The sequence below is a fragment of the Methylocapsa aurea genome, assembly GCF_000746085.1.
GTDB classification, from domain to species: Bacteria; Pseudomonadota; Alphaproteobacteria; order Rhizobiales; family Beijerinckiaceae; genus Methylocapsa; species Methylocapsa aurea.
On record NZ_JQKO01000014.1, the window covers coordinates 1 to 21,686 of the forward strand.

19 protein-coding genes and 2 tRNA genes are annotated in these 21,686 nt (G+C 61.7%); 13 read left to right on the forward strand and 8 right to left on the reverse strand.

Going from position 1 to position 21,686, the window contains the following annotated elements; all coding sequences use genetic code 11:
- From DL86_RS10840 to DL86_RS10875, 8 genes are all read left to right on the forward strand, one after another.
- On the forward strand, window positions 1-202 hold a 202-nt coding region (locus DL86_RS10840), incomplete at its 5' end, for a transposase (RefSeq protein ID WP_036261227.1).
- Between the two features lie 211 nt (window positions 203-413).
- Window positions 414-2,300 carry a DNA helicase RecQ gene (gene recQ, locus DL86_RS10845; RefSeq protein ID WP_051953200.1) on the forward strand — a complete coding sequence of 629 codons (1,887 nt, stop codon included), beginning with the start codon at window positions 414-416 and terminating at the stop codon, window positions 2,298-2,300.
- Window positions 2,297-4,072, forward strand: coding sequence for a gamma-glutamyltransferase (gene ggt / locus DL86_RS10850; RefSeq protein ID WP_051953202.1), 1,776 nt, complete (start codon window positions 2,297-2,299; stop codon window positions 4,070-4,072). The genes recQ and ggt overlap by 4 nt, the downstream gene beginning before the upstream one ends.
- A gap of 126 nt (window positions 4,073-4,198) precedes the next feature.
- Window positions 4,199-5,065, forward strand: a complete 867-nt coding sequence (gene motA / locus DL86_RS10855; protein WP_036261233.1) for a flagellar motor stator protein MotA — start codon at window positions 4,199-4,201, stop codon at window positions 5,063-5,065.
- Window positions 5,066-5,071: 6 nt separating this feature from the next.
- On the forward strand, window positions 5,072-6,013 hold the full coding sequence (locus DL86_RS10860; protein WP_036261235.1) for a flagellar motor switch protein FliM: 942 nt from the start codon (window positions 5,072-5,074) through the stop codon (window positions 6,011-6,013).
- A 275-nt stretch (window positions 6,014-6,288) separates the two neighbouring features.
- Window positions 6,289-6,624, forward strand: coding sequence for a flagellar motor switch protein FliN (fliN, locus tag DL86_RS10865; protein ID WP_245276342.1), 336 nt, complete (start codon window positions 6,289-6,291; stop codon window positions 6,622-6,624).
- A gap of 2 nt (window positions 6,625-6,626) precedes the next feature.
- On the forward strand, window positions 6,627-7,661 hold the full coding sequence (locus DL86_RS10870; RefSeq protein WP_051953203.1) for a flagellar motor switch protein FliG: 1,035 nt from the start codon (window positions 6,627-6,629) through the stop codon (window positions 7,659-7,661).
- Window positions 7,662-7,678: 17 nt separating this feature from the next.
- The gene (locus DL86_RS10875; RefSeq protein ID WP_036261241.1) at window positions 7,679-8,761 is read left to right on the forward strand and encodes an EscU/YscU/HrcU family type III secretion system export apparatus switch protein; all 1,083 of its coding nucleotides are present in this window, start codon (window positions 7,679-7,681) and stop codon (window positions 8,759-8,761) included.
- A gap of 642 nt (window positions 8,762-9,403) precedes the next feature.
- Here the strand turns inward: DL86_RS10875 and DL86_RS10885 are convergent.
- Window positions 9,404-10,927 (reverse strand): globin-coupled sensor protein, encoded by a 1,524-nt coding sequence (locus DL86_RS10885; RefSeq protein ID WP_036261247.1) that lies wholly within the window; start codon window positions 10,925-10,927, stop codon window positions 9,404-9,406.
- A gap of 134 nt (window positions 10,928-11,061) precedes the next feature.
- A complete protein-coding gene (locus DL86_RS10890) occupies window positions 11,062-13,074 on the reverse strand; it encodes a glycosyltransferase (RefSeq protein ID WP_162180423.1) in 2,013 nt (670 codons plus the stop codon).
- Between the two features lie 463 nt (window positions 13,075-13,537).
- Between DL86_RS10890 and DL86_RS10895 the strand changes: the two genes are divergently transcribed.
- The 3 genes from DL86_RS10895 (at window position 13,538) to DL86_RS10905 (ending at window position 14,856) form a co-directional block, all read left to right on the forward strand.
- Window positions 13,538-14,035, forward strand: coding sequence for a hypothetical protein (locus DL86_RS10895; protein ID WP_051953205.1), 498 nt, complete (start codon window positions 13,538-13,540; stop codon window positions 14,033-14,035).
- Between the two features lie 177 nt (window positions 14,036-14,212).
- Window positions 14,213-14,287 (forward strand) — tRNA-Gln (locus DL86_RS10900).
- Window positions 14,288-14,556: 269 nt separating this feature from the next.
- A complete protein-coding gene (locus DL86_RS10905) occupies window positions 14,557-14,856 on the forward strand; it encodes an usg protein (RefSeq protein WP_036261253.1) in 300 nt (99 codons plus the stop codon).
- Between the two features lie 103 nt (window positions 14,857-14,959).
- Here DL86_RS10905 and radC read toward each other — a convergent pair whose 3' ends face one another.
- The 3 genes from radC to DL86_RS10920 all read right to left on the reverse strand — a co-directional run bounded on the left by radC (window position 14,960) and on the right by DL86_RS10920 (window position 16,989).
- Window positions 14,960-15,670, reverse strand: coding sequence for a RadC family protein (radC, locus tag DL86_RS10910; protein ID WP_036261256.1), 711 nt, complete (start codon window positions 15,668-15,670; stop codon window positions 14,960-14,962).
- Window positions 15,671-15,673: 3 nt separating this feature from the next.
- Entirely contained in the window at window positions 15,674-16,507 is an 834-nt protein-coding gene (gene map, locus DL86_RS10915) for a type I methionyl aminopeptidase (RefSeq protein WP_036261259.1), read from the reverse strand.
- Window positions 16,508-16,674: 167 nt separating this feature from the next.
- Window positions 16,675-16,989 (reverse strand): hypothetical protein, encoded by a 315-nt coding sequence (locus DL86_RS10920; protein WP_036261261.1) that lies wholly within the window; start codon window positions 16,987-16,989, stop codon window positions 16,675-16,677.
- 472 nt (window positions 16,990-17,461) lie between these two features.
- On the opposite strand from DL86_RS10920, the gene DL86_RS10930 reads away from it, so the two are divergent.
- Window positions 17,462-18,769, forward strand: a complete 1,308-nt coding sequence (locus tag DL86_RS10930; protein WP_036261267.1) for a homoserine dehydrogenase — start codon at window positions 17,462-17,464, stop codon at window positions 18,767-18,769.
- An 84-nt stretch (window positions 18,770-18,853) separates the two neighbouring features.
- Here the strand turns inward: DL86_RS10930 and DL86_RS10935 are convergent, their stop codons facing one another.
- Window positions 18,854-19,213: a hypothetical protein gene (locus DL86_RS10935; protein WP_036261270.1), complete on the reverse strand. Its 360-nt coding sequence runs from the start codon at window positions 19,211-19,213 to the stop codon at window positions 18,854-18,856.
- Window positions 19,214-19,390: 177 nt separating this feature from the next.
- A tRNA-Glu gene (locus tag DL86_RS10940) sits at window positions 19,391-19,466 on the reverse strand.
- Window positions 19,467-19,622: 156 nt separating this feature from the next.
- On the opposite strand from DL86_RS10940, the gene DL86_RS10945 reads away from it, so the two are divergent.
- Window positions 19,623-21,029 (forward strand): cytochrome P450, encoded by a 1,407-nt coding sequence (locus tag DL86_RS10945; protein WP_051953242.1) that lies wholly within the window; start codon window positions 19,623-19,625, stop codon window positions 21,027-21,029.
- Here the strand turns inward: DL86_RS10945 and thpR are convergent.
- Window positions 21,014-21,544, reverse strand: a complete 531-nt coding sequence (gene thpR, locus DL86_RS10950; protein WP_036261400.1) for an RNA 2',3'-cyclic phosphodiesterase — start codon at window positions 21,542-21,544, stop codon at window positions 21,014-21,016. The two genes, DL86_RS10945 and thpR, sit on opposite strands and share 16 nt — an antisense overlap.
- Window positions 21,545-21,686 lie beyond the last annotated feature (142 nt).

The following is a 21,686-nucleotide window of genomic DNA, read 5'->3' on the forward strand; positions in this document are numbered from 1 at the left end:
GCCAGACGCCATGCTGATCCGCAGGCAGACCGTCGAGCACCCCTTCGGCACACTGAAATCATGGATGGGAAGCGCGCACTTCCTCACCAAGACCCTCGAAAAGGTGCGAACAGAGATGAGCTTTCACATTCTGGCGTATAACATAAAAAGAATGATCCGGATCTTCGGCGTCGGACCGCTGCTTGAGGCGATGCGCGCGTAATCGCTCGGTTCAATCCGTCTGCCTTCAATTACCGGAAAGTCCGGCCCGTCATAATCGCCGGCGAACACACCGCGTTTTTACACGACCTCGGTCGAAAGTCGAAATTCAAACTGAGACACTACCGCCGGCGCGCGCGGCTGGAATCTTGCCGCCCAACCGATTAGAAAGGCCTGATCGCGACAGTGCGGACGGGGGCGGCGTGGACGCGCAAATGATCGAAGCCAAAGCCGCGCTGGAGCGGGTTTTCGGCTTTACCGAATTTCGGCCCGGACAGCGGGAAGTCCTCGAAGCGACGTTCTCCGGGCGGGACATTCTGGCGGTCATGCCGACGGGCTCGGGCAAATCATTGCTCTACCAATTGCCAGCGATCGTGCGCAAAGGCCTCACCATCGTCGTCTCGCCGCTGATCGCCTTGATGCGCGATCAGGCGCAGCAATTGCAACGCTATGGCGTCGCCGCCGCCGCCTTGAATTCATCGAACAGCGGCCCGGATAATTCGGCGATCGAGTCGGGCCTGCGGCAAGGCCGCTACCGGCTTGTCTATGTCGCGCCGGAGCGATTGGTGCGGCCGGACACCATAGCGCTGTTGCGCGAGGCCGGCGCCAATGTGCTCGCCATCGACGAAGCTCATTGCGTATCGCAATGGGGGCATGATTTCAGGCCGGAGTATCTCGACCTCGCGCAAATGGCGCGGGCGATAGGCGATCTTCAAATCATCGCCGTCACCGCGACCGCCGACGCGCCGACGAGAGCGGAGATCGTCCGCAAACTATTTTCTTCCGAGCCCCAAATATTCGTCCGCTCCTTCGATCGGCCGAATATCCACCTCGCAATGGCGCGCAAGGCCAATGTCGCGCGCCAAATCGAAGCAATGGTCCAGCGGCACCGAGGCCAGAGCGGGATTATCTATTGCTCGTCGCGCAAAGGCGTCGAAACGCTGAGCCAAACGCTGAGCGCGACCGGCATACCGGCGCTGCCCTATCATGCCGGCCTCGATGCGGCCATCAGGTCCGCGCACCAGGACGAGTTCTTGCGTCACGATGGCGTGGTGATCGTTGCGACGATCGCCTTCGGCATGGGAATCGACAAGGCCAATGTCCGCTTCGTCTGCCATGCCGATCTGCCGCAAAGCATCGAGGCCTATTATCAGGAAATCGGCCGCGCCGGGCGCGACGGTTTGCCGGCCAATGCGCTGACCTTGTTCAGCAATGGCGACATCGCCTTGCGCGAGCGTCAGATTTTCGAGGGCGAGGCGTCGCAGGAGCGCAAGCGTTTGGAGCGGCGCAAGCTGCATGGCCTGATCGCCTTGTGCGAAACGCCGCGATGCCGCCGCCAGACATTGCTCGCGGCTTTTGGCGAGGCCTCGCAACCTTGCGGCAATTGCGATATTTGCGAGGGCAAATGGCCGCTCTTCAACGGCGTCCAGGCGGCGCAAAAAGTCATGTCGGCGATCCACCGCACCTCCGGGCGATTTTTCTCGGGCCATCTCGCCAATCTTCTCGTCGGCAACGCGACCGAGGCGATCAAACGGCACGGCCATGATTTGCTTCCCACCTTTGGCGTCGGCAAAGAGTTCAAACCCGGCGAATGGAAGAGCATTTTTTACCAGCTTCAAGCGGCGGATCTGATCGTGCAAGACCCGGAGGATCGCGATCGCTGGACCTTCACCGAAGCCGGCCGCGCGGTGCTCGCCGGCAAGGCGGAATTGACGCTGCGCGGCGAAATTGCCTTGCCGAGCGGGCGAACCGCCAATGTCCGGCGCACCTTGCAGGACATGGAGGCGGCGCGGGACGAGGATCTCGCCATCCCTCGCTCCGCTTTCGAACCCGAGGCGGCGCATAAATCCAACGCCCCGCCGCTGACAGCAACGCAGAACAGCCTTTTGGCGGCCCTAAAGGCCAAGCGTCTCGAAATCGCCAAGGCGCAGAAGCTGGCCGCCTTTGTCATCTTCCACGACAGCGTCTTGATCGACATGGCGATCAAGCGTCCAAGAACGCGTGAAGAGCTGCTGCTTCTTCACGGAGTCGGACCCGCCAAGATCGAGCGCTATGGCGCGGCTTTTCTCGCCCTTATCGTCAGTCGGGACGAAGGTTCGTGAGCCTCCTCTCTGGGCGAAAGAAGCAGTGGCGGAATTCGCGCCGGAGGCTTTACGCAGGCGCCCTGGCCTTGCTCTGTCTCTTCGGCTCTTTTGCCGCTCAGGCCGATTCTGCGCCGCCGCCGATCCTGTCGCAAGGCGCGCGATTTCTGCCGATCGCGGCGGTCCATGGCATGGTCGTCGCGCAGGAGGGGAAGGCGGCGCGGATCGGGATCGGCATTCTCAAGCGCGGCGGCAATGCGGTCGATGCGGCTGTCGCGGTCGGGCTCGCGTTGGCGGTGACCTTGCCGCGGGCCGGCAATCTCGGCGGCGGCGGCTTCATGCTTGTCTATCTTGCCGGACCCAAAAAATCCGTCGCCATCGATTATCGCGAAACGGCCCCAAGCGACACGCCGCGCGATGTTTTTCTCGACGCGGCCGGGCAGGCCAGCCCCGCCAAATCGCGCAACACCGGTCTCGCGGTCGGCGTTCCTGGGACCATCGCCGGCCTTGCGCTCGCCTGGCGCGCCTATGGCTCCGGCAAATTCTCCTTCGCGGAGCTTGCGGCCCCGGCTGTGGCTCTCGCCCGGGACGGCATCCTCGTCGAGGAGGATCTTGCCGATACGCTGCCGCAAGTGGCCGCGCGACTGGGACGTTGGCCTGCGACGGCGCGCATTTTCCTGCGCCCGGATGGAGCGCCGCTCGGGCGCGGCGAACGGCTCGTTCAAACCGATCTGGCCGCCGCGCTGGAGGCGATCGGACGCGACGGCGAACGCGCCTTCTATGAAGGTCCGATCGCCGAAAAGATCGTCGCGAGCGTCCGCGCGGCGGGCGGCCGCATGACGCTGGATGATATGAAATCCTATCGCGCGCTGGAGCGGATGCCCTTGCATGGCTTTTATCGCGGCCATGAGATCGTCTCCATGCCGCCGCCATCCTCGGGCGGCGTTCATCTCATCGAACTGCTCAACGTGCTCGAAGGCTTTCCGCTCGCCGAACTAGGGCCTAATTCAGCCGCGACCGTTCACCTTTTGGTCGAGGCGATGAAACACGCCTACGCCGATCGCGCCGCCTATCTCGGCGATCCCGATCAGGTCTCAATTCCGGTCAACGCGCTCATTTCGAAAGCCTATGCGGCGCGATTGCGCGAAACGATCTCGACGGACCGGCCGCGGCCATCGAACGAAATCGAGCCTCTCGATCCCGCGCCTTACGAAAGCGATCAGACGACGCATTTCTCGATTGTGGACAATGAGGGCAATGCCGTCGCCAACACCTACACGTTGAATTTTTCCTATGGCCTCGGCCTTGTCGCTGAAGGGACCGGAATTCTTCTCAACAACGAGCTTGACGATTTCGCGGCTCGGCCGGGCGCTCCCAATGCGTATGGGCTCACCGGCGGCGCCGCAAACGCTCCGGCGCCGCGCAAGCGGCCGCTCTCCTCGATGGCGCCGACGATGGCGTTTCGCGATGGAGAACTCGAACTCGTCACCGGATCGCCGGGCGGATCGCGCATCATCACGATCGTCGCGGAGATTATCCTCGACCTCGTTGATTTTGGCCTGAACATCGCCGAGGCGACAGCGGCGGTGCGCATCCATCATCAAGGGTCGCCGGACGAATTGCAGGTTGAACGAGGGCTTCCGGTCGATACGATCAGGCCGCTCGAAGCCATGGGACACAGGGTCGTCGCGCATGACGCATGGGGTTCGGCGCAGAGCATCGCCAGGGCCGGCGGCTTGTTGCTTGGGGCCGCGGACACCCGCCAGCGAGGCCCTGTTGCGGCGGGATATTAGAGCGCCTTGTTGCGCAGGACAGGTCCGCGGTCGGCGGCGTCAAATTCAGTTTGGCGCAAGCCCCGCCCGTTAACCCTTACCGAAGGTCGTCGGCGGTGGGGGTGAACCTTGGCATTTCTAATCGGCATGATCGTCGCGGTCGGCTGCATGCTCGGCGGGTTCGCTGCAATGGGCGGCCATATCTCCGTCATTTGGCAACCCTGGGAATTTGTCATTATCGGCGGCGTTTCGCTCGGCACATTCATTGTGGCGAATTCGCTGGGCACGATCAAGGACACCGGCCGCGCCGCCATGGAGGCGATCCTTGAGCGCAAGCCGACGCAGCGCGACTATCTCGACATTCTTGGCGTGCTCTACGCTTTGATGCGCGAATTGCGCGGCAAGGCCCGCAGCGATGTCGAGCAACACGTCGACAATCCGAGCGAGTCGGCGATCTTCAAGAATTTTCCGAAAGTCCTGGCCGACATGGATCTAACCCAGTTCATTTGCGATTACTGCCGGCTGATCATCATAGGCAATGCCCGGACCCATGAAATCGAGGCGCTCATGGATGAAGAGATCCAAACATTGAGCCACGACAAGCTGAAGCCCTATCACGCGCTGACGGCGGTCGCCGAAGGCCTGCCCGCGATCGGCATCATCGCCGCGGTGCTCGGCGTGGTCAAAGCGATGGGCGCCTTGGATCAATCCCCCGAGCTTCTTGGCGGGCTGATTGGAGCGGCGCTCGTTGGCACCTTCGCGGGCATTTTCATGTCTTACGGTTTGGTGGCGCCGATCGCGCACAAGATCAAGGTGACGCGATCGCAACGCTGCCGTCTCTACATCATCGTCAAGCAAACGCTGCTGGCCTTCATGAATGGCGCCATGCCGCAAATCGCTCTCGAGCATGGGCGCAAGACAATTTCATCGCATGACCGGCCCTCCATCGACATGGTCGAGAACGAAACGGTTTCCGGCGGCGCGGGAAAGCCCGCTCAACAGCAGGCGGCTTGACGAGAAATGCACGAGACACATGCTGGCGGCTCAATCGTGAACAATGGCCTGGAAAAGCTTCTCGACATGGGAGGAGTCGCGGTCGACCGCATGCCGATGCTGCATGTCATCTTCGATCGCATGGCGGCGCAATGTTCTGAATATTTGCGCCAATTGTCTTCAACTCCCGCCTTCCTGACGGTGGCCGAGGTCGGCACGGAGCGGATCGGAGATGTGCTCGACGCCTATGAAGGCAACGCCATCGTCGGAATAACTTATGTGCAGGCCTGGGACTCGCGCATCCTGATCGGCCTCGATCGCAATTTCATTTTCAATCTGGTGGAGGTTCTTTTCGGAGGCGATGGCAGCGAGGCGCCGATCGCCGAAAAGCGCGACCTTTCCGCGATTGAAGTGCGGCTGGCGCAAAAGATCTTCGATCTGGTCTGCAAGGCGCTGCGGGCCTCATTCGCCTCGGTGTGCGAGACGGTTTTCAAAGTGGAGCGCGTCGAGACCAGGCTCGATTTCGCGGTCATTGCGCCCAGAACGACTTTTGGCGTTTCGGCGATCATCAACCTTCGGATTCAGGGCCGCAATGGCGGGATGTTCGTTCTCATTCCGCAAGCGGCGCTCAATTCCATCCGCCAGCAATTGGGGCGCGATCTCTCCAACGACATGGCGCTGCGCGACCCGGATTGGACAAAGCAGATCGAGAGCGAAATAGGTCGGACCGAGGTCGCGGTTCGAGGCGTTATCGAAGAGCGCCAATTCGTGTTGGCGGATATCGCCAGCTTGAGAGTTGGCCAGATTCTCGCCCTGCAAGCCACCGCCAAGACGCGGGTGAAACTTGAGTGCAATGCGGAGCCTTTGTTCTGGTGCAACCTTGGCCAGGCGGACGGATTCTACACGCTCCGCCTTGATGAATTCGTGAACCAGGAACAGGAGTTCATCAATGACGTCTTGCCGCGCTGACGCGCTGTCCGCCGCGCGCGATCGCCTTCGATCCCCGGCAGGCGGCTCCGCGCAAGGACGAACCGAATAACTTGGCGGCTAGAGCATTTTCGAGCGAAGTGGATACCGGTTCGCGTTAAGAAAACGCGACAAAACAAAGACCTAGAGCTGCTTTCTGATTCCGCCGAAACTGAAAGCGCTCTAGGCGGACCGGGCGCGCGCCGACGCCGGCGGGCGCCACAGGCGCCAGGACCAGGATCCTGGCCGACATGAACTAAATGGGAGCATCCGACGCCATGAACGAATACGAAGATGGATCGCCAGATCAGCATGAAGGCGCAGCCCAGGAAACGCTCGCAAAGCCTCAGGCCAATCGAAATCTCGATACGATTTTGCGCATTCCTGTCGTCGTCCAAGTCGTGCTCGGCTCGGCGACGATGCCGGTCTCAAACCTGCTCAAACTCGGGCGCGGCGCGGTCATCCCGCTCGATCACAGAGTTGGCGAGCCGGTCGATGTCGTCGTGAATGGTCGGGTGATTGCGCGGGGAGAGATTGTCGTGGTCGAGGATGACAATTCCCGGTTCGGCGTGTCGCTGACCGAAATTGTCGGACCGACCGGATCTGTTGAATAAGCATGGCGGCTCCCGTCCTCATCAACAGCGGCGCAGGCCACCGGGCGCTCAAGGGCCCCGAAAAGGTCGCGGCCCTTCTGCTCGCCATGGGAAAGCCCTTGGCTGGGCGGCTCTTGAAGCATTTCGACGTCGAGGAGTTGAAGCAGATCACCCGATCCGTGGCTGAGCTAGGCGCGGTGCCGGTCCCAACGCTCGAGATCTTGGTCGAGGATTTCGCAAGCCAGTTTTCCAATGGCGTCGATTTGCGCGGCTCTCCCGAGGAGGTCGAGCAAATGCTCGATGGCGTCCTGTCGCCCGAGCAGATCGCCGACGTCATGTCGGATGTCACAGGCCATTCCAATGATGCGATGTGGGAGCGTCTCTCCAGCGTCCCCGAAGCAGTTGTCGGCGGCTATCTCTCAAAGGAGCATCCGCAAACCGCGGCTCTCATTCTGTCCAAGGTCAGTCCCGCCTGCGCCGCCAAGATCATGGGCACATTGCCGCGCGATCTGCGCAATGAAATGATGCGGCGGATGCTGAGCATCGCGCCGGTCACCGAGCCGGCCGTGCGGATCATTCAGGGTCAATTGCAGGAAGACCTCTTGTTCAATCTTTCAGGACGAAAGGGCAGCGACCAACACGCGCGAATGGCCGACATCATCAATAAGATGGAGCGCGATCAGATGGAGGACGTCATGCAGAGCCTGGCCGAGACTCGGCCTAAAGTGGTCGAGGTCCTGCGCGGCCTGATGTTCACCTTCGACGACATCATCAAGCTGCAACCCAAGGCCCGCAGCGTTCTTTTCGACAAGATTCCGACCGAACTTGTGGTGCTCGCCCTGAAGGGAACCGACGCCGGGTTCCGGGACGCGATCTTGTCGTCGCTAGCGGCTCGAGCCCGGCGAATCGTCGATAGCGAACTCGCCAATGGCGGCCCCGCCTTGCAGCGCGATGTCCTCAAGGCGCGCAGGATGATCGCCGATACGGCGCTCGCCTTGGCGGGAAATGGCGAAATCGACCTGAATTCCGCGGAAGACGAAGACGAGATTTACGAATAGGCGAATGTTGAACGGCCATGGCGGAGCAGGCGGATAGGGACAGCAGGACAGAAGAGGCCACCGAGAAGAAGATCCGCGACGCGATTGAGAAGGGAAATGTTCCGGTCTCGCGCGAGGCCTCGATTTTCGCCACTGTTGCGGGCATGCTGATTATCGCTGCATTCTTGGTTAAGGATTTCATTGGTTCGACGACTCTCGCCCTCGCCAGATTGTTCGGCGATCCTGGCGGATGGCTGCTTAAAAACGGCTTCGACGCGGTGGCGCTGTTCAAGCTCGTCGCCTGGGATATGTTCAAGCTGATGATTCCCCTGCTCGTCGTCTTGATGGCGGCGGGACTGCTGTCCTCTTTTCTGCAGAATGCGCCCCGCCTCGCGCTGGATCGAATCCAGCCGGATTTCCAACGTATATCTTTGATCAATGGTTGGCGCCGTATATTCGGCGCGCAGGGGCGCACCGAATTCCTCAAAGGCGTCTTCAAGCTCACATCCATCACCGCCGTCATCCTGGCTGTGCTCCAATCGCAACAAAACATATTGGTGGACGCGATGGCGGTCGAGCCTGAGGCGATACCGGAATTGATCTTGACGATCGCAATGCGGCTCTTGTCTGTGGTCTGCATTGTGACCGCCCTGCTGCTTGCCGCGGATCTGCTTTGGGCCAGGACGCATTGGCGACGCGATCTCCGCATGAGCAAGCAGGAGGTCAAGGATGAGATGAAGCAGAACGAAGGCGATCCCCTGAAAAAGGCCAGGCTTCGCTCGCTCGCCCTCGATCGCATGCGCAAAAGCATGATCGCCGCGGTTCCCAAAGCCACTCTGGTGATCGCCAATCCGACCCACTATGCAATTGCGCTCCGTTACGTGAAGGAGGAGGGCGGGGCGCCCTTGGTCGTGTCCAAAGGGCAAGACCTCATCGCGCTCAGGATACGCGAGATCGCCGAGCAGTATTCCATCCCGATCATAGAAGACAAGCTTCTTGCAAGGTCGATGTACGATAGCGTGGAAGTTGATCGAACCATTCCGCCTGAGTTTTATAAGGCGGTGGCGGAGCTCATTCACTTTCTTTACGCAAAAAATTCTCGCCGAGCGTCCATAAAGTGATGGCGAGTCCACATGCTATCTGGTCCGCGCGACGATCATGCCGAACGCCGGGCGCGAGCGCTGAGAGATGCCATCGAAGTTGTGGCGGCCGAATTGCGGCTGAGCGACGTCGCCGATTGAATCGTCTATATTCATGGGGGGACAATTCGCCGATATTCAGGATCTCGGCAATTCAACGGTTGAACTGTTCTTCGAGCCCGGGGCCCTGTCCTAGGGTTGAGCGGCCGTCTCAAATGCGACTGGCGCAGGCCTCCGGCGATTGTCCTCGACATAGACTTTCGTCATGGGATTGGACCGCGTGGATCCTCTTCACGCTGACCTTGCGTGCGCTCCAAACCAGCGTGGGATCAATCATGCATCGCTTGGCAAGGCCTTGGGCGATCCAGCGCGGGACGCCGCGCAGCTAATTCCGCGCGTGATTGAACGGGACTCCGCTTTCTGTGTCGTGAAGGGCTCCGTTTTGAGCCTTCGGGAGCCGCCCCTAGCCCGTCAGATTCTATTTAAATTGAACGGACGCGGCGACCGCCCGCAAGAGTGGGTTTTTTGAATGCATGTCGCGCCAAGGAACAAGCCAGGCGGATCTGCCCCTGGCTTGTTGCGCTTTCTATTGATGCAACCAGTCGCTGCTCGCTTGGAAATGCGCTACGCGCCGCTGCTCGCGAAAGCGGCGAGTTTCGCCCGCTGCGCCGCCAGGGGCTGGGTTTGGCGTGGCGAGGCCTCGTTAATCCGGAATTTTGTCACCAGTCGCGACAATTCTCCGGTCTCGGCTTGGAGGGAATGAATCGCCGCCGTCGCCTGTTCGACCATAGCTGCGTTTTGCTGGGTCAACTGATCCATCTGGTTGACCGCGACATTCACTTCGGAGAGGCTGCTGGACTGCTCCTTGGCGGATGCTGCGATTTCAGCAACCAAGTGGTCGACGCCGCCGACGCGATCGATGATCCGTTGCAGCGATGCGCCGGTCTGGCTGACGAGATTGACGCCGACCCCGACCTCGGCCGAGCTCGCGGCGATCAATGTCTTGATTTCCCTGGCCGCCTCGGCCGAGCGTTGCGCGAGCGCGCGGACTTCCTGCGCAACTACGGCGAAACCCCGCCCGGCGTCGCCGGCGCGGGCGGCCTCGACGCCGGCGTTAAGCGCCAGCAGATTGGTCTGAAAGGCGATCTCGTCGATAACGCCGATGATCTTCGAGATTTGCCGCGAGGAGGCTTCGATCTCGCCCATCGCCGAGACGGCTTGCTTGACGACGTCGCCGGACTCCTGGGCGTCAACTTTCATGGTCGCGACGACCGTGGCGGCTTCCCCGGCCCCATGCGCGGTCTGCTTCACGCTGGCCGTCAATTGCTCGAGTGCCGCCGCGGTCTGCTCGAGGTTTGCCGCCTGCCGTTCGGTGCGCCGCGATAGATCATCGGAGCCCTGGGCGAGCTCTTCCGCTCCCGTCGCGATGGCCTGCGTCGCCTGCGTTACGGCGGCCATGGCTTGCTGCAATCTGTCGACCGCCGCGTTGAAATCGGTCTTGAGTTGCGGCAGGGACAGGGCGGCGTCGATGCGAGACACGAGATCGCCGGAGGCGAGGCGTTCGAGCGATCTCGCCATGATCTCGATCGCCTCGGCGGTCTTGCGCTCGGCGTCCTGCCGCGCCGTTTCGGCGGTCCGCCGCTGCTCCTCGATGGTTTCGAGATAGATTGAGAGGGCGTAGTCAATGTCCAGCATGACTGCTTTCAACAACGCCGACAGGGCCTCCGCCATGCCTTCCGCGCCGCCCTTCGATCTTTGCAGCAGGCTTGGCCAATGGTCCTTGACCAAAACGTGGATGAGTTGCTCGGTTATCAGGGCATAGCCGCCGATATGCCAGCGCGGCTCCAGCCCCAAGCGGGCGTGGGCCTGGCCGATTCCCCGGACGGCGCGGACGTAGCTGTCGCCGAACTCGGCGGAGCTGATGATCTCCCAATGTTGTTCCTGGCGGCTCTTGGCGCCGGACATGTGCTGTTCATCGCGGAAGAAACGGCGGGTCTCCGGGGTTTTGCGCACCTTGTCATAAAACGTCGCCAGCGCCGGGCCGATCGCCTTGCCGATGAGAGGCTTCAGCTCCAGCAGCGCCGATCGCGCGCGATCGTCAAAGCCAATGAACTCCAGCCGTTGTTGCAAAGGATCATGTGCGCTCATTTTTTTGCCCGTAAGTGATGACAATTTCGCCATTGTCGTGACCCGGCCACCATTGAGCGGCGAAGATTGCGCCGGGCTTTCCTGGGCATATGCCTTGGGCGGCAATTCGCGGGAGGTTGCGTCCAGGGCGGAAGTCAGCCGAAAGCCGCGTCGAGGGAAGACAGCGACAGGCCTGGATGGAAAAAAGGATCGTCGCGCAGGGCTCCGAACCAGCGCGCCTGGAACCAGGCTCGCTGCGGCGAATCGGCCCTCCCATGCTGGAGCGCGTCGCGCCGGTCCGGTCCGGCGTGAAGAAGGCGGACCTTGGGATCGATCCGCGCCGTCCACCCTCTTTCCGCGAGCTTCAGGCAAAGGTCGCTGTCATTGTGCTCGACCGGTAGATGCTCTGCGTCGAAGCCGCCGACGAGCATGAACTTTCGTCGCGCCACGGCGAGACAGGCTTTGGAGACGCCGGAAACCTCGTGCGCGGCCTCGTTTCGGGAGAGCCAGCCAGGCGACCCCGCCGCGGCGCCGGCGCCAAAAGGCCTCGCATCGCCGCCAATGCCGAGCGCGAGGCCCGCGTCGAAAATCCGCCGGCCGCGATCGAGGATCAGAGCGCCGACTGCGCCGGCGTCGGGCGAGAGCGCGTGCGCCACGAGACGGTCAAGCCAATCCGGGGCGAGAATTTCCGTGGCCTCACTCAGGAACACCAGGACATCCGCCTTGCGCCGCGCCGCCGCGGCATTGCAGAGAGACGAGTGATTGAAAGGTCCGGGGCAGCGCAGAACGCTGACGATCCGATCGCCCCGGAACGCCTTGAACAATTGCTGCGCCTCCGGCTCGACGCTGCCGTTGTCGACGATGATGATCGAGAAATTGTTGAAGGAGGTTGTGGAAAAAATGCTTGCGAGGCAGCGGCTGAGCAAGAGCGCCTGATCGCGCGTTGGAATGATGATCAGGGCGGCGGGATTGCCGGCCAGAGCGATCGCGGCGGGCGATGGCTCCGGGGGCGGCGGTCCGGCGTCAGGCCAGGGCGCGGCGCGGGTCAGCAGAACGCGCCGAAGGCTATGCACTTTGTCCGGGGCGAAGCGCGCCGCGGCATTGCGCGGGATCTCGGCGCTTGCGACGAAGGCGGCGGCCTCGGCGTCGGTCCAATCGACCAGAATTTCCCGGCGCAGAAAGGCGGCGTGGCCAAGATAGGGGCGATTGGTTTGCAGGAGCGGACTCCAACCCGGCTTCAGCACCGGAACGCGTTTTCGTCCGGCGCCATGAACGTCTTCGTCGCCGTAAAAAACCTGGGTCTCCGGCGATCGCGCGGCGGCTTCGGCGACGGCGGCCAGAGCGTAGGGATAGGGCGCGTCCCCGGCCTGGATCGCGCCAATGAAGGAATTGCCCGGCAGCGCACGCAGCATCGCGGCGGCGCTTTCACGCGGAAGGCGGCCAATGCGCGGATCCGCCGGAAGATCGTCGAGATCATTGCCGCCGGCCAGATGCAGGCGCCAGTGGGGATAGGCCTGAGCGCGCAAGGCCGCGATCGTCGCCGCGAGCTCGTCCAAATTGGCGGTCGCGGCGTCGACCACGAGATGGATTTTCGCCGCTATCGTCCAGTCGGAGCGGGGCGCGTCGATCCCTGCAATGTCGATCGGACGCGCCCGCGCCCTCTGCCAGGCCTGATAGGATGCAAACGGCGTGAACCCGATCGCCCGCTCGAGATGGACGTCCGATTCAAGCGGCGTTCCGATGCGGCCGGCGAGGACGGCCCGAAGCGTTGCGCGTGGGCGCCGCCGCAGCCCCTTGGCGGCCAGCGCGCCGAAGGAGACTCGCGAGACCGATTCGAGATCGAAATCGAATCGGCCCGGCCGATTGGTCGGGCTGACGCTGATCCGAACCGTTTCAGTCGGGATGCGTCCGGTCCAGATCGCGGCTCCGGCGATGGGTCCGGGCGCGATCTGATCGCGCCAATTGCCATCCGAGGTCCAGAACCGGAAAACCGGCCGCGCCGGCTCGTCCCAAAGGCTCAAGCGATAAACGAATTTGACGATTTTGCCTGGCTGGAGCGCGGCGTGCGGCTCTATCCGAAGCCAGGGTTCGGTCGATGTCGCGACGAAACGGCCGTCGCGCCTTTCCACGCCAGCTTCAGGCGAGAGCGTAAGACCCGTCGTGTTCACGATGCCTCCAAGCATCAAAAGGCAAGCAAAATAGGGACCGGCGGGCGAGCCCGGCCGTAGCCTTGCGTCAATTGCGGCTTGGCGTCGATCCTTGGTTTCGATCCTGGAAATAGATCAAGTCGCCGCATTCTCGGCCGAGAAAATGATCCTGGCGGCGTTTCTTGCGGCGAATCGAACCCGGAAAGCAGGCGTCATGTCTATTTTGTCGCAGCATTGGCCATTGCGCCAGCCTCCACTTGCTGAAAAATGCGTTACTTATGTTTATTGGCGCGAGAACAGATGGATGCGGGCGCCGTTCTTAAGTTGAAGGCTAATGAATGGGCGCTCCTGTGCAAACAAGTCCGATTCGGCCTACCCCGATGCGCGGCCTTTGCGTCGGCGCTCGGGCGCGCCAGGGGTCGTCGCGGTCAGATGCGACACAGGGGATCGCGCGGCGCCGGTTGATCGGAGCCAGAGACCTGCCATGAATGGGCTACGCCGGGCGATTGTCCTGCTTTTTGGCGCGGCGATCGCGATTGCGGCCGGACTCATAGTCTTTCCAATGGCGGCGCTTGTTGACCCGGTGACGCGGGAGGCGGGCTATGCCTTGGCCGAATTCACCTTTTTTGCGTTCACCCGATCCCAGATCGATGGGCTGTCCATGGGCGAGGAGGAGGGACTTTTCCATTTTGTCTGGGCGGCGGTCATGGCGATCTGCGTCGCGCCCGTGGTCTTCGCCGCCTTGATCGGCGAGATCGCCCGGGTGCGATCTTTTCTTTGGTATGCGGGCGCGACAGGCTTTATCGCGGCTTGCGCGCCCTGGGTCATCCGAGCGGCGTTTCACACCCAAAGGGCGACGAGCGCCAGCCCCGACGAATTGCGCTTCGCCATTGTTTTTTTCTTCACGGGAATTGTGTCAGGCGCCGTTTTTTGGTTCATCGCCGGAAACTCCGGCCATGAGGCCAACTCGGCGCCGAACTGACTTAGAGCATGATGCCGAAAGGTGGAAACCGGTTTTCGGACGACATCATGCTCCGCCTCTAAGGCTTGCGCCGCGCAAAATCTGCAAGATTTCTACGCAGAAGACCGGTTGCGGCGAGCCGACCGTCGCACTATGGTCCAGCCGCCGCGGACGACAGCCTTTGAATCGAGCGGCTTTTGGGGCGTAGCCAAGTGGTAAGGCAGCGGATTTTGATTCCGCCATCCGGAGGTTCGAATCCTCCCGCCCCAGCCAATGATTTTTTTGCTTTGGCGCTGCAAGAGTGGGCTTGTGCGGGCTCGCGAGACGCAGAGCGCGCCGCGTGCGGAGCCAAAAGACGCGCAACACTCAACCCGAGCTTTCCGGCCGTGGCGGCACAGCGCTTGCTGGCGAATATTCAGCGCAACGTTACATTAAGATGACGGGCGCTGAATGGAGACATGCCGGAGTTTGGCGGCCGAGAGATTTACCCCTGCGCCACCAAATCCACTCGCTGTGCGTTACAGGGTGCGGAGGTAAAGGCAATGATCGAACCGAAAAAAATCGAGACCAACAAAGTCTCTGAAGACTTTATCAAGCAACTCGCCGGTTACGGCCTCGCGACAGCGGAAATTCTCTACCGACTGCCCGATCATCCGCGCTTTCTGCAAACTTACGTCTGGCAAGATTATGATATCGCGCCGGATTTCCCAACCCTGATCAAATTCTTGACTTTCTGGACGGAAAAGCTGGAGGGCCCGCTCCACAGCGTGCGGGTTGGGCATTCAAAGCTCATCAAGCCGGCGGAGATCAGAACGCTCGACGGCGAGTTCCGGCTGCACTGACCTAGAGCGCTTTCAGTTTCGGCGGACTCAGAAAGCAGCTCTAGGTCTTTGTTTTATCGCATTTTCTTAACGCGAATCGGCATCCACTTCGCTCGAAAATGCTCTAAATCAGCCGCAAGCCCTTCAAGCTGGCGTGGCCATGCTTGCCGATGATCAGGTGATCATGGACGGCGACTTTGAGCGGCTTGCCCACCGCGATGATCTGATGGGTGAGGTGAATGTCCTCGGTCGAAGGCTCCGGATCGCCTGAAGGGTGATTGTGCACCAGGATGATCGCCGAGGCGCTGAGTTCGAGCGCCCGGCGCATGATCTCGCGCGGGTATACGGGAGCGTGGTCGATCGTGCCGACGCCTTGAACCTCGTCGGCGATCAGATGATTCTTCTTGTCGAGAAAGAGAATCCGGAATTCCTCCCGGTCGAGGAAGGCCATCGCGGTGCGGCAATAGTCGACCACCGCGGAAAAACTTGACAGGGAGGGCCGGTTCTCGATCGAGGATTTGGCGAGGCGCCGCGCGGCCGCCTCGATGATCTTCAGTTCGCCGATGGCGGCGTCGCCAAGTCCGTCGATTTCGCTCAATCGTTCGGGCCGCGCCGACACAACCTCGGCGAAGGATCCGAAACGCGCGAGAAGCGCCTTGGCGAGCGGCTTGACGTCGCGCCGGGGCATGGCCCGAAAGAGGATCAGTTCTAGCAGTTCATATTCCGCGAGCGCGTCGGCGCCGCCCTTGCGGAAGCGTTCGCGCAGCCGCTCGCGATGGCCGAGATAATGCGGCGCATCGCTCGCGGGAGCAAGGCCGCCTTGCGCCTTCGTCATGCGCTAGGCCGCTGGGGTCTCGTAGGGAGGGTGATGCAGGCCCTTAGGCGACAGCGTGAAAATCTCGCAGCCGGTTTCGGTGACGCCGATCGAATGCTCAAATTGCGCCGACAGGGAGCGGTCCCGCGTGACGGCGGTCCAGCCATCGGACAGGATTTTGACTTGTGGTCGGCCAAGATTGATCATCGGCTCGATGGTAAAGAACATGCCGGCCTTGAGCATCACGCCTTCGCCGCGCCGGCCGTAATGGAGGATATTGGGTTCGTCGTGAAACAGGCGGCCGAGCCCATGGCCGCAGAAGTCGCGCACCACGGAGCAGCGCTCGGATTCGGCGAATTCCTGGATCGCGGCGCCGATATCGCCCGTCGTGGCGCCGGGGCGCACCACCGCCATGCCGCGCATCAGTGCTTCATAGGTCACCTCGATGAGGCGCTGCGCCCGGCGGGAGACGTCGCCGACAAGATACATCCGGCTGGAATCGCCATGCCAACCGTCCAGGATGAAGGTCACATCGATGTTGACGATGTCGCCGTCCTTGAGCGGCTTGCGGTCAGGCATTCCATGGCAGACGACGTGGTTGACCGAGGTGCAGATCGATTTGCGGTAGCCGCGATAGTCGAGCGGCGCAGGGTAGGCGCCATGCGCCAGCGCGAAATCGAAGACCAGCGAATCGAGCGCCTCGGTCGTCACGCCCGGGCGCACATGTTCGGTCATGAGATCGAGCGCCTGCGCCGCGAGAAGCCCGGCGCGGCGCATTCCGGCGAAGGCCTCCTCGCCGTGCAATTTGATATGGCCCGGCTTGCGGCCCGCAACTTCAATAGCGTCAACAAAGGTCATGGGTCTCGTCCCAGAGGCGGCTCGCCGATTGGTCCTATCCGTATGACCTCAATTTAAGCTATTGTCGCTCCGAAGCAAGGTTGCTCAGGCTGGGATGCCGGCGCCTGAACCATTGCGCTGGCCCAACCGGACGGCAAAGGCGCGCTTCGGCGCGCCTCGCGCAAACCTCACAGAGCCACGTAGACGAATTTGTCCTTCTTCAAATTTGGATAATTCTCCCGCAGGGCCTTGCCGATCTTGCCGACGAGCTCCTTGTCGCCCGCGGCCGACGGCCCAACGAAATCGGTCCCCTGGCTCCAGGTCTCGAGATAGCAATGCAAACCCTCGTCGTAATCGGCGCCCGTTGGATTGGCGGTCTTGTCTTGCAACGAGGCGACGCCGTCCTTGCTGACTTCCAGACGCCAATCCCTGTCGTCATTCACCGAGGCGATCAGTTTGGCGAGATCCGCCTCCGACCATTCCCCCTTCAGGTCCAACGTCATGTCTTCAATCCTTTGCTCAGGCTTCGCCGGCGCCCGCGTCGCCGCCGCTCTAACGAGCTCTCTTTATGCAAAGCCCATGCAAACTAGAGCATTTTCAGGCGAAGTGGATACCGGTTCGCGTTAAGAAAATGTGACAAAACAAAGACCTAGAGCTGCTTTCTGATCCCGCCGAAACTGAAGGCGCTCTAGAGGCGACGCCGGATGCGGACAAAAGCGGCCGGGAGTCGGCCGGCTTCTTGATCGGCCGGGACAAATAGGGCAAAACCGCGCCCATCCGGGAACCCGATTTTGACTTTGTGACGATTCGGGTCCCGCATTGTCTTTGCTTGCCGCTTCCACACCGACAGAAAGCGGAATAATTGGAGCTCGCGCTGGCCGAAAGAAGGCCGATTCGAAAAAGCACGTCGCCTTTTTCGATACCTGCTCTAATCTGGCCGGCCATTTCTCCTCCAGCTGTCTGGCGTTGTCATCCATGCTGTCTCCCTTGCGTATCGGCATTGCTGGTCTTGGCACCGTCGGCGCCGCGGTCATTAAAATGCTCGATCGTCAGGCGGACGCCCTGGCGAACCGGACTGGCCGCCAAGTTTCGGTCGCCGGCGTGTCCGCGCGCGACGCCGGCAAGGAGCGCGGGATCGATCTTGCGCGCTTTGGCTGGTTCGATGACCCGGTGGATCTGGCCAAGTCCGGCGATATCGACCTTTTTGTCGAACTCATTGGCGGCGAGGGGGGCGTCGCCCTGGCCGCGGCCGAGGCGGCGCTTGGCGCAGGGAAATCCGTCGTCACTGCGAACAAGGCGCTGCTCGCCAGACACGGGATGAGGCTCGCCCATCTCGCCGAGGAAAAATGCGTGGCGCTGGCCTTCGAGGCTTCGGTGGCTGGCGGCATCCCGATCGTCAAGACATTGCGCGAGGGCCTCGCGGGCAATTCAATTGAGCGCGTCTATGGGATCCTCAACGGAACCTGCAATTACATCCTGACGCGGATGGAGTTGGAGGGCTTGTCCTTCGCGAAATGTTTGAGCGAGGCGCAAAGCCTGGGCTACGCCGAGGCCGATCCGACCTTTGACATTGGCGGCTTCGATACCGCGCATAAGCTCGCGATCCTCACCTCGCTCGCCTTTGGAACGGTTATCGACGCCGAAGCGATCGCGGTCGAGGGCATTTCTTCGATCACGCTCGCCGACCTCGAGGCGGCGGCGGAATTGGGCTATCGCGTCAAACTCCTGGGGGTCGCCCAGCGCACGCCAGACGGCATCGAGCAGCGCGTGCATCCGACCATGGTCGCGAAGTCTTCGGCGATCGCGCAAGTCATGGGGGTCACCAATGCGGTCACGATCGACGCCGACGCCGTGCATGAACTCACCCTCGTTGGACCCGGCGCCGGGGGCCAGGCGACCGCGTCGGCGATCGTCGCCGACATAGCCGATATTGCGCGCGGGGTGCGCTCCGCGCCCTTCGGCCTGCCTGCAGCTTCTCTGGTGAAAGCGCCGCATGCGCCAATGCAACTGCATAAAGGCGGCTATTACGTCAGACTGTCGGTGTTCGACCGCCCAGGCGCCGCGGCGGCGATCGCGACCCGCATGGCCGAGCGCGAGATTTCACTTGAAAGCATTGTGCAGCGTCGGCGTCCCGGCGCGAATGGAGACGCGCCCGGCGTCGCGCCGGTCATCCTGATCACCTATGCAACGCACGAGAAAACCATCCGTCAGGCGCTGGACGCGATCGTCGCCGACGGATTTTTGGCCGACAAGCCGCAGGTCATTCGCATCGAACGGGAATGATTGAAGCTTTCCGTCGAGACGCAAACAGCCATCGCTGGAAGCGGCGTTGCGGCGACGCGAAAGGTTCGGCTCAGGCCAAGGAATTTAGGAAGGTTTGCAAACCAGCCTGGTCAGTTTTCCATCCGGCCGGATGAGGAAGAGATCGCCGGTAAAGTGAAAATATTCCCCGGTAAGACCTGCGACCGAAAACTTCAATTGGATGTCGTTATTGGCGATTGTGCGCGCCTGAGCCGGTTTGGTCTCGCCTGGAAGAGCGACCATGACCGGCTTGGAAGCCGGTATTGTGAGGGAGACCGTTTCAACGGTCGGAAAGGGACCGTCCTTTCCGTAGCTGTTTCCCGTGCAGACAAGGTTGAGATCGGCGGCCTCGGCCAGGACGCAGGAAGCAGCGAGCAAGGCGGAGGCCAGCGATCCAGCCAAAATCCTTTTTTCGAATCCGCTCATTTGACGTCCCATGTGTACCTTCCATGCACAAAGCCCGCGTCAGGACCCGCGCTGATTCGCGCTTTCCTTGAGAGCATTTCTTGGCGAAGCGGATGCCGGTTCGCGCAGCCCGTTATACGCCAATTGGACAAATACTGGATTCCCGGGATAGGTCTTTGGCTAAGCCTTTGATTTACTTGGCGCTCCCTAGGGGAATCGAACCCCTGTTTTCGCCGTGAGAGGGCGACGTCCTAGACCGCTAGACGAAGGGAGCCTAAAGCAATCGATCCGGGTTCTATATCGCGGCGGGCGCGGCCGCAAGCGCTTCGCACAACTCGGATCGAGTCAAAGTCCAAGCGCGATATATTTCGGAACCGCCGCGCGCCGCCTGCCGTTCCGTCAAATGCGGATGCGGAAGGATGGAATAAGCATGACATCGCTCGAAATCGACCATTCAGATCGCCTGCGTCCGCCCGCGCCCCGACCTCTCGACGCCCCGCTTGGCCCCTTAAGAACATTGTGGGCGCTGCGAAAAAATCCGATAGAAACCTGGACCAAGGCGCATTTCGAGCTGCCCATCGTCGTTGGCCCGACCATTTTAGGTCCCATCGCCGTGGTGAGCGATCCGGCCGCTATTCGCCGCGTTTTTCTCGATAATTCCGCCAATTACCGCAAGGATGATCTACAAAAGCGCATTCTCGGGTCGGGGCTCCGCGAGGGCGTGTTCTTGGCGGAAGGAGACGATTGGCGCGTGCAAAGGCGCACCCTGGCGCCGCTCTTCACGCCCCGAACGGTCGCCTCTTTCGCGCGCGCGACGGACGACGCCGCGCGCGATCTCGTCGCGCGCTGGCGGCGCCTGCGCGCGGGACGGATCATCGACATCCAGCCCGAGATGGGGCGGGTGACGCTCGACGTGCTTGGGCGGACGATCTTTTCGGACGGGCTTGGCCGCGACGCCAACACGTTCATGACCGCGATCACCCGCTATTTCCTGACGCTGGGGCAACTCGATCCGTTCGACATGCTGGATTTCCCGGAGTGGGTTTCCCGATGGAGCAAGCGCGGCAACCAGAGCGCGCTCGATTTCTTCAATGAGGCGGTCCAAGAGATCATTGACAGGCGCAAATCGCTTCTGGCCAAGGACAAGGCCGCCGCCCCGCGCGATATCCTGACCTTGCTCCTCGAAGCCCAGGATCCCGAAACCGGCGCCGGGTTAAGCGAATCCCAGGTTCAATCCAACGTGTTGACCTTCATCGGCGCCGGGCACGAGACCACCGCCAACGCCTTGACCTGGTCGCTGTTTTTGCTTTCGCTTTCAAACGAGTGGCGGGAGCGCCTCGCGGCGGAGGCCGACGCCGTGCTTGCGGGCCCGGTCGAGACCTATGCCGAAAGGCTTATCGAGACGAGGGCGGTCATAGAGGAGGCGATGCGTCTCTATCCGCCGGCCGCCACTATGAGCCGGCAGGCGATCGGCCCCGACGATCTCGCCGGCAAGCGCATCCGCAAGAATACTTTGGTCATGGTGTCGCAATGGGTGTTGCACCGGCATCGCTTGCTCTGGGATGATCCGGAAAGCTTCGATCCGCGGCGCTTCTTGCCGGGCGCCCGTGAAAAAATCGATCGCTTCGCCTATCTGCCGTTCGGCGCGGGGCCGCGAGTCTGCATCGGCGCCTCGTTTGCGATGCAGGAGGCGGCGATCCTTCTCGCCCATATCATGCGGTCGTTCCGGCTCGATCTGAAGAAAAATCATCTCGTGACGCCGGTGCAGCATATTACCCTACGGCCGGCAAATGGCCTGCCGATGATGTTGCGCCATCGGGGTCAGCCGAGCGGATAGGCGGCCTCGATGACATAGGGGCCGCCGCCCGTGGACGCCCGCGACGAGAACAGGACGAAGCGCTGCGCCTCGAAGCGGCGCGAGAGAAAATATCCGCGCACCGAGAGGTAATCCGCGACAGCGGCGGAGGAGGCGGCCCGCAGCCGCGCCAGAGTGACATGCGGCGTGAACTTGCGCGGTTCGGGCGCGATCCCGATCCGCCGAAGCAGCCGCTCCTGCTGCGCCTGGAGTTCGACCAGATCGGAAGCGGGTTTGGCTTTGGCGACGATCGCCCTGGGCTTGTCGCCGCCGAAGGAGCTCAGTCCTTCGAGGGTGACGGTGAAAGGCCGCCGCCTGATTTGCTCGAGGGACGAATGGACATCGCAGGCGGTGGCGTCGTCGATGTCGCCGATGAAGCGCAAGGTGATGTGGTAGTTTTCAACGTCGATCCAGCGCGCGCCGCTGATTCCGCCGCGCATCATGCTGAGATCGAGCGCAAGATCGGAGGGGATCTCGAGTCCGGTGAACAAACGCATGGTCCCTCCCGCTGACTGAGTGGGGCGCCGCGAATCATCGCGGCTGGCGCCGCGCAAAGGCATTTTAGCAAAGTTTTCAGGCGGCGAAAATCCAGTCCGGGGCCGCCGCCCGATTCTCCTTAAGTTTTACCCAAATGATTCG

Coding starts and splice junctions, on each gene's coding strand:
- thpR (WP_036261400.1), bottom strand. CDS start 21,544: ATGCGTTTGTTCACCGGACTCGAGATCCCCTCCGATCTTGCGCTCGAT.
- fliN (WP_245276342.1), top strand. CDS start 6,289: ATGAACGAATACGAAGATGGATCGCCAGATCAGCATGAAGGCGCAGCC.
- DL86_RS10935 (WP_036261270.1), bottom strand. CDS start 19,213: ATGAGCGGATTCGAAAAAAGGATTTTGGCTGGATCGCTGGCCTCCGCC.
- DL86_RS10870 (WP_051953203.1), top strand. CDS start 6,627: ATGGCGGCTCCCGTCCTCATCAACAGCGGCGCAGGCCACCGGGCGCTC.
- DL86_RS10920 (WP_036261261.1), bottom strand. CDS start 16,989: ATGACGTTGGACCTGAAGGGGGAATGGTCGGAGGCGGATCTCGCCAAA.
- map (WP_036261259.1), bottom strand. CDS start 16,507: ATGACCTTTGTTGACGCTATTGAAGTTGCGGGCCGCAAGCCGGGCCAT.
- DL86_RS10930 (WP_036261267.1), top strand. CDS start 17,462: ATGCTGTCTCCCTTGCGTATCGGCATTGCTGGTCTTGGCACCGTCGGC.
- DL86_RS10895 (WP_051953205.1), top strand. CDS start 13,538: ATGAATGGGCTACGCCGGGCGATTGTCCTGCTTTTTGGCGCGGCGATC.
- DL86_RS10875 (WP_036261241.1), top strand. CDS start 7,679: ATGGCGGAGCAGGCGGATAGGGACAGCAGGACAGAAGAGGCCACCGAG.
- recQ (WP_051953200.1), top strand. CDS start 414: ATGATCGAAGCCAAAGCCGCGCTGGAGCGGGTTTTCGGCTTTACCGAA.
- DL86_RS10860 (WP_036261235.1), top strand. CDS start 5,072: ATGCACGAGACACATGCTGGCGGCTCAATCGTGAACAATGGCCTGGAA.
- radC (WP_036261256.1), bottom strand. CDS start 15,670: ATGACGAAGGCGCAAGGCGGCCTTGCTCCCGCGAGCGATGCGCCGCAT.
- DL86_RS10905 (WP_036261253.1), top strand. CDS start 14,557: ATGATCGAACCGAAAAAAATCGAGACCAACAAAGTCTCTGAAGACTTT.
- motA (WP_036261233.1), top strand. CDS start 4,199: ATGATCGTCGCGGTCGGCTGCATGCTCGGCGGGTTCGCTGCAATGGGC.
- DL86_RS10885 (WP_036261247.1), bottom strand. CDS start 10,927: ATGAGCGCACATGATCCTTTGCAACAACGGCTGGAGTTCATTGGCTTT.
- DL86_RS10945 (WP_051953242.1), top strand. CDS start 19,623: ATGACATCGCTCGAAATCGACCATTCAGATCGCCTGCGTCCGCCCGCG.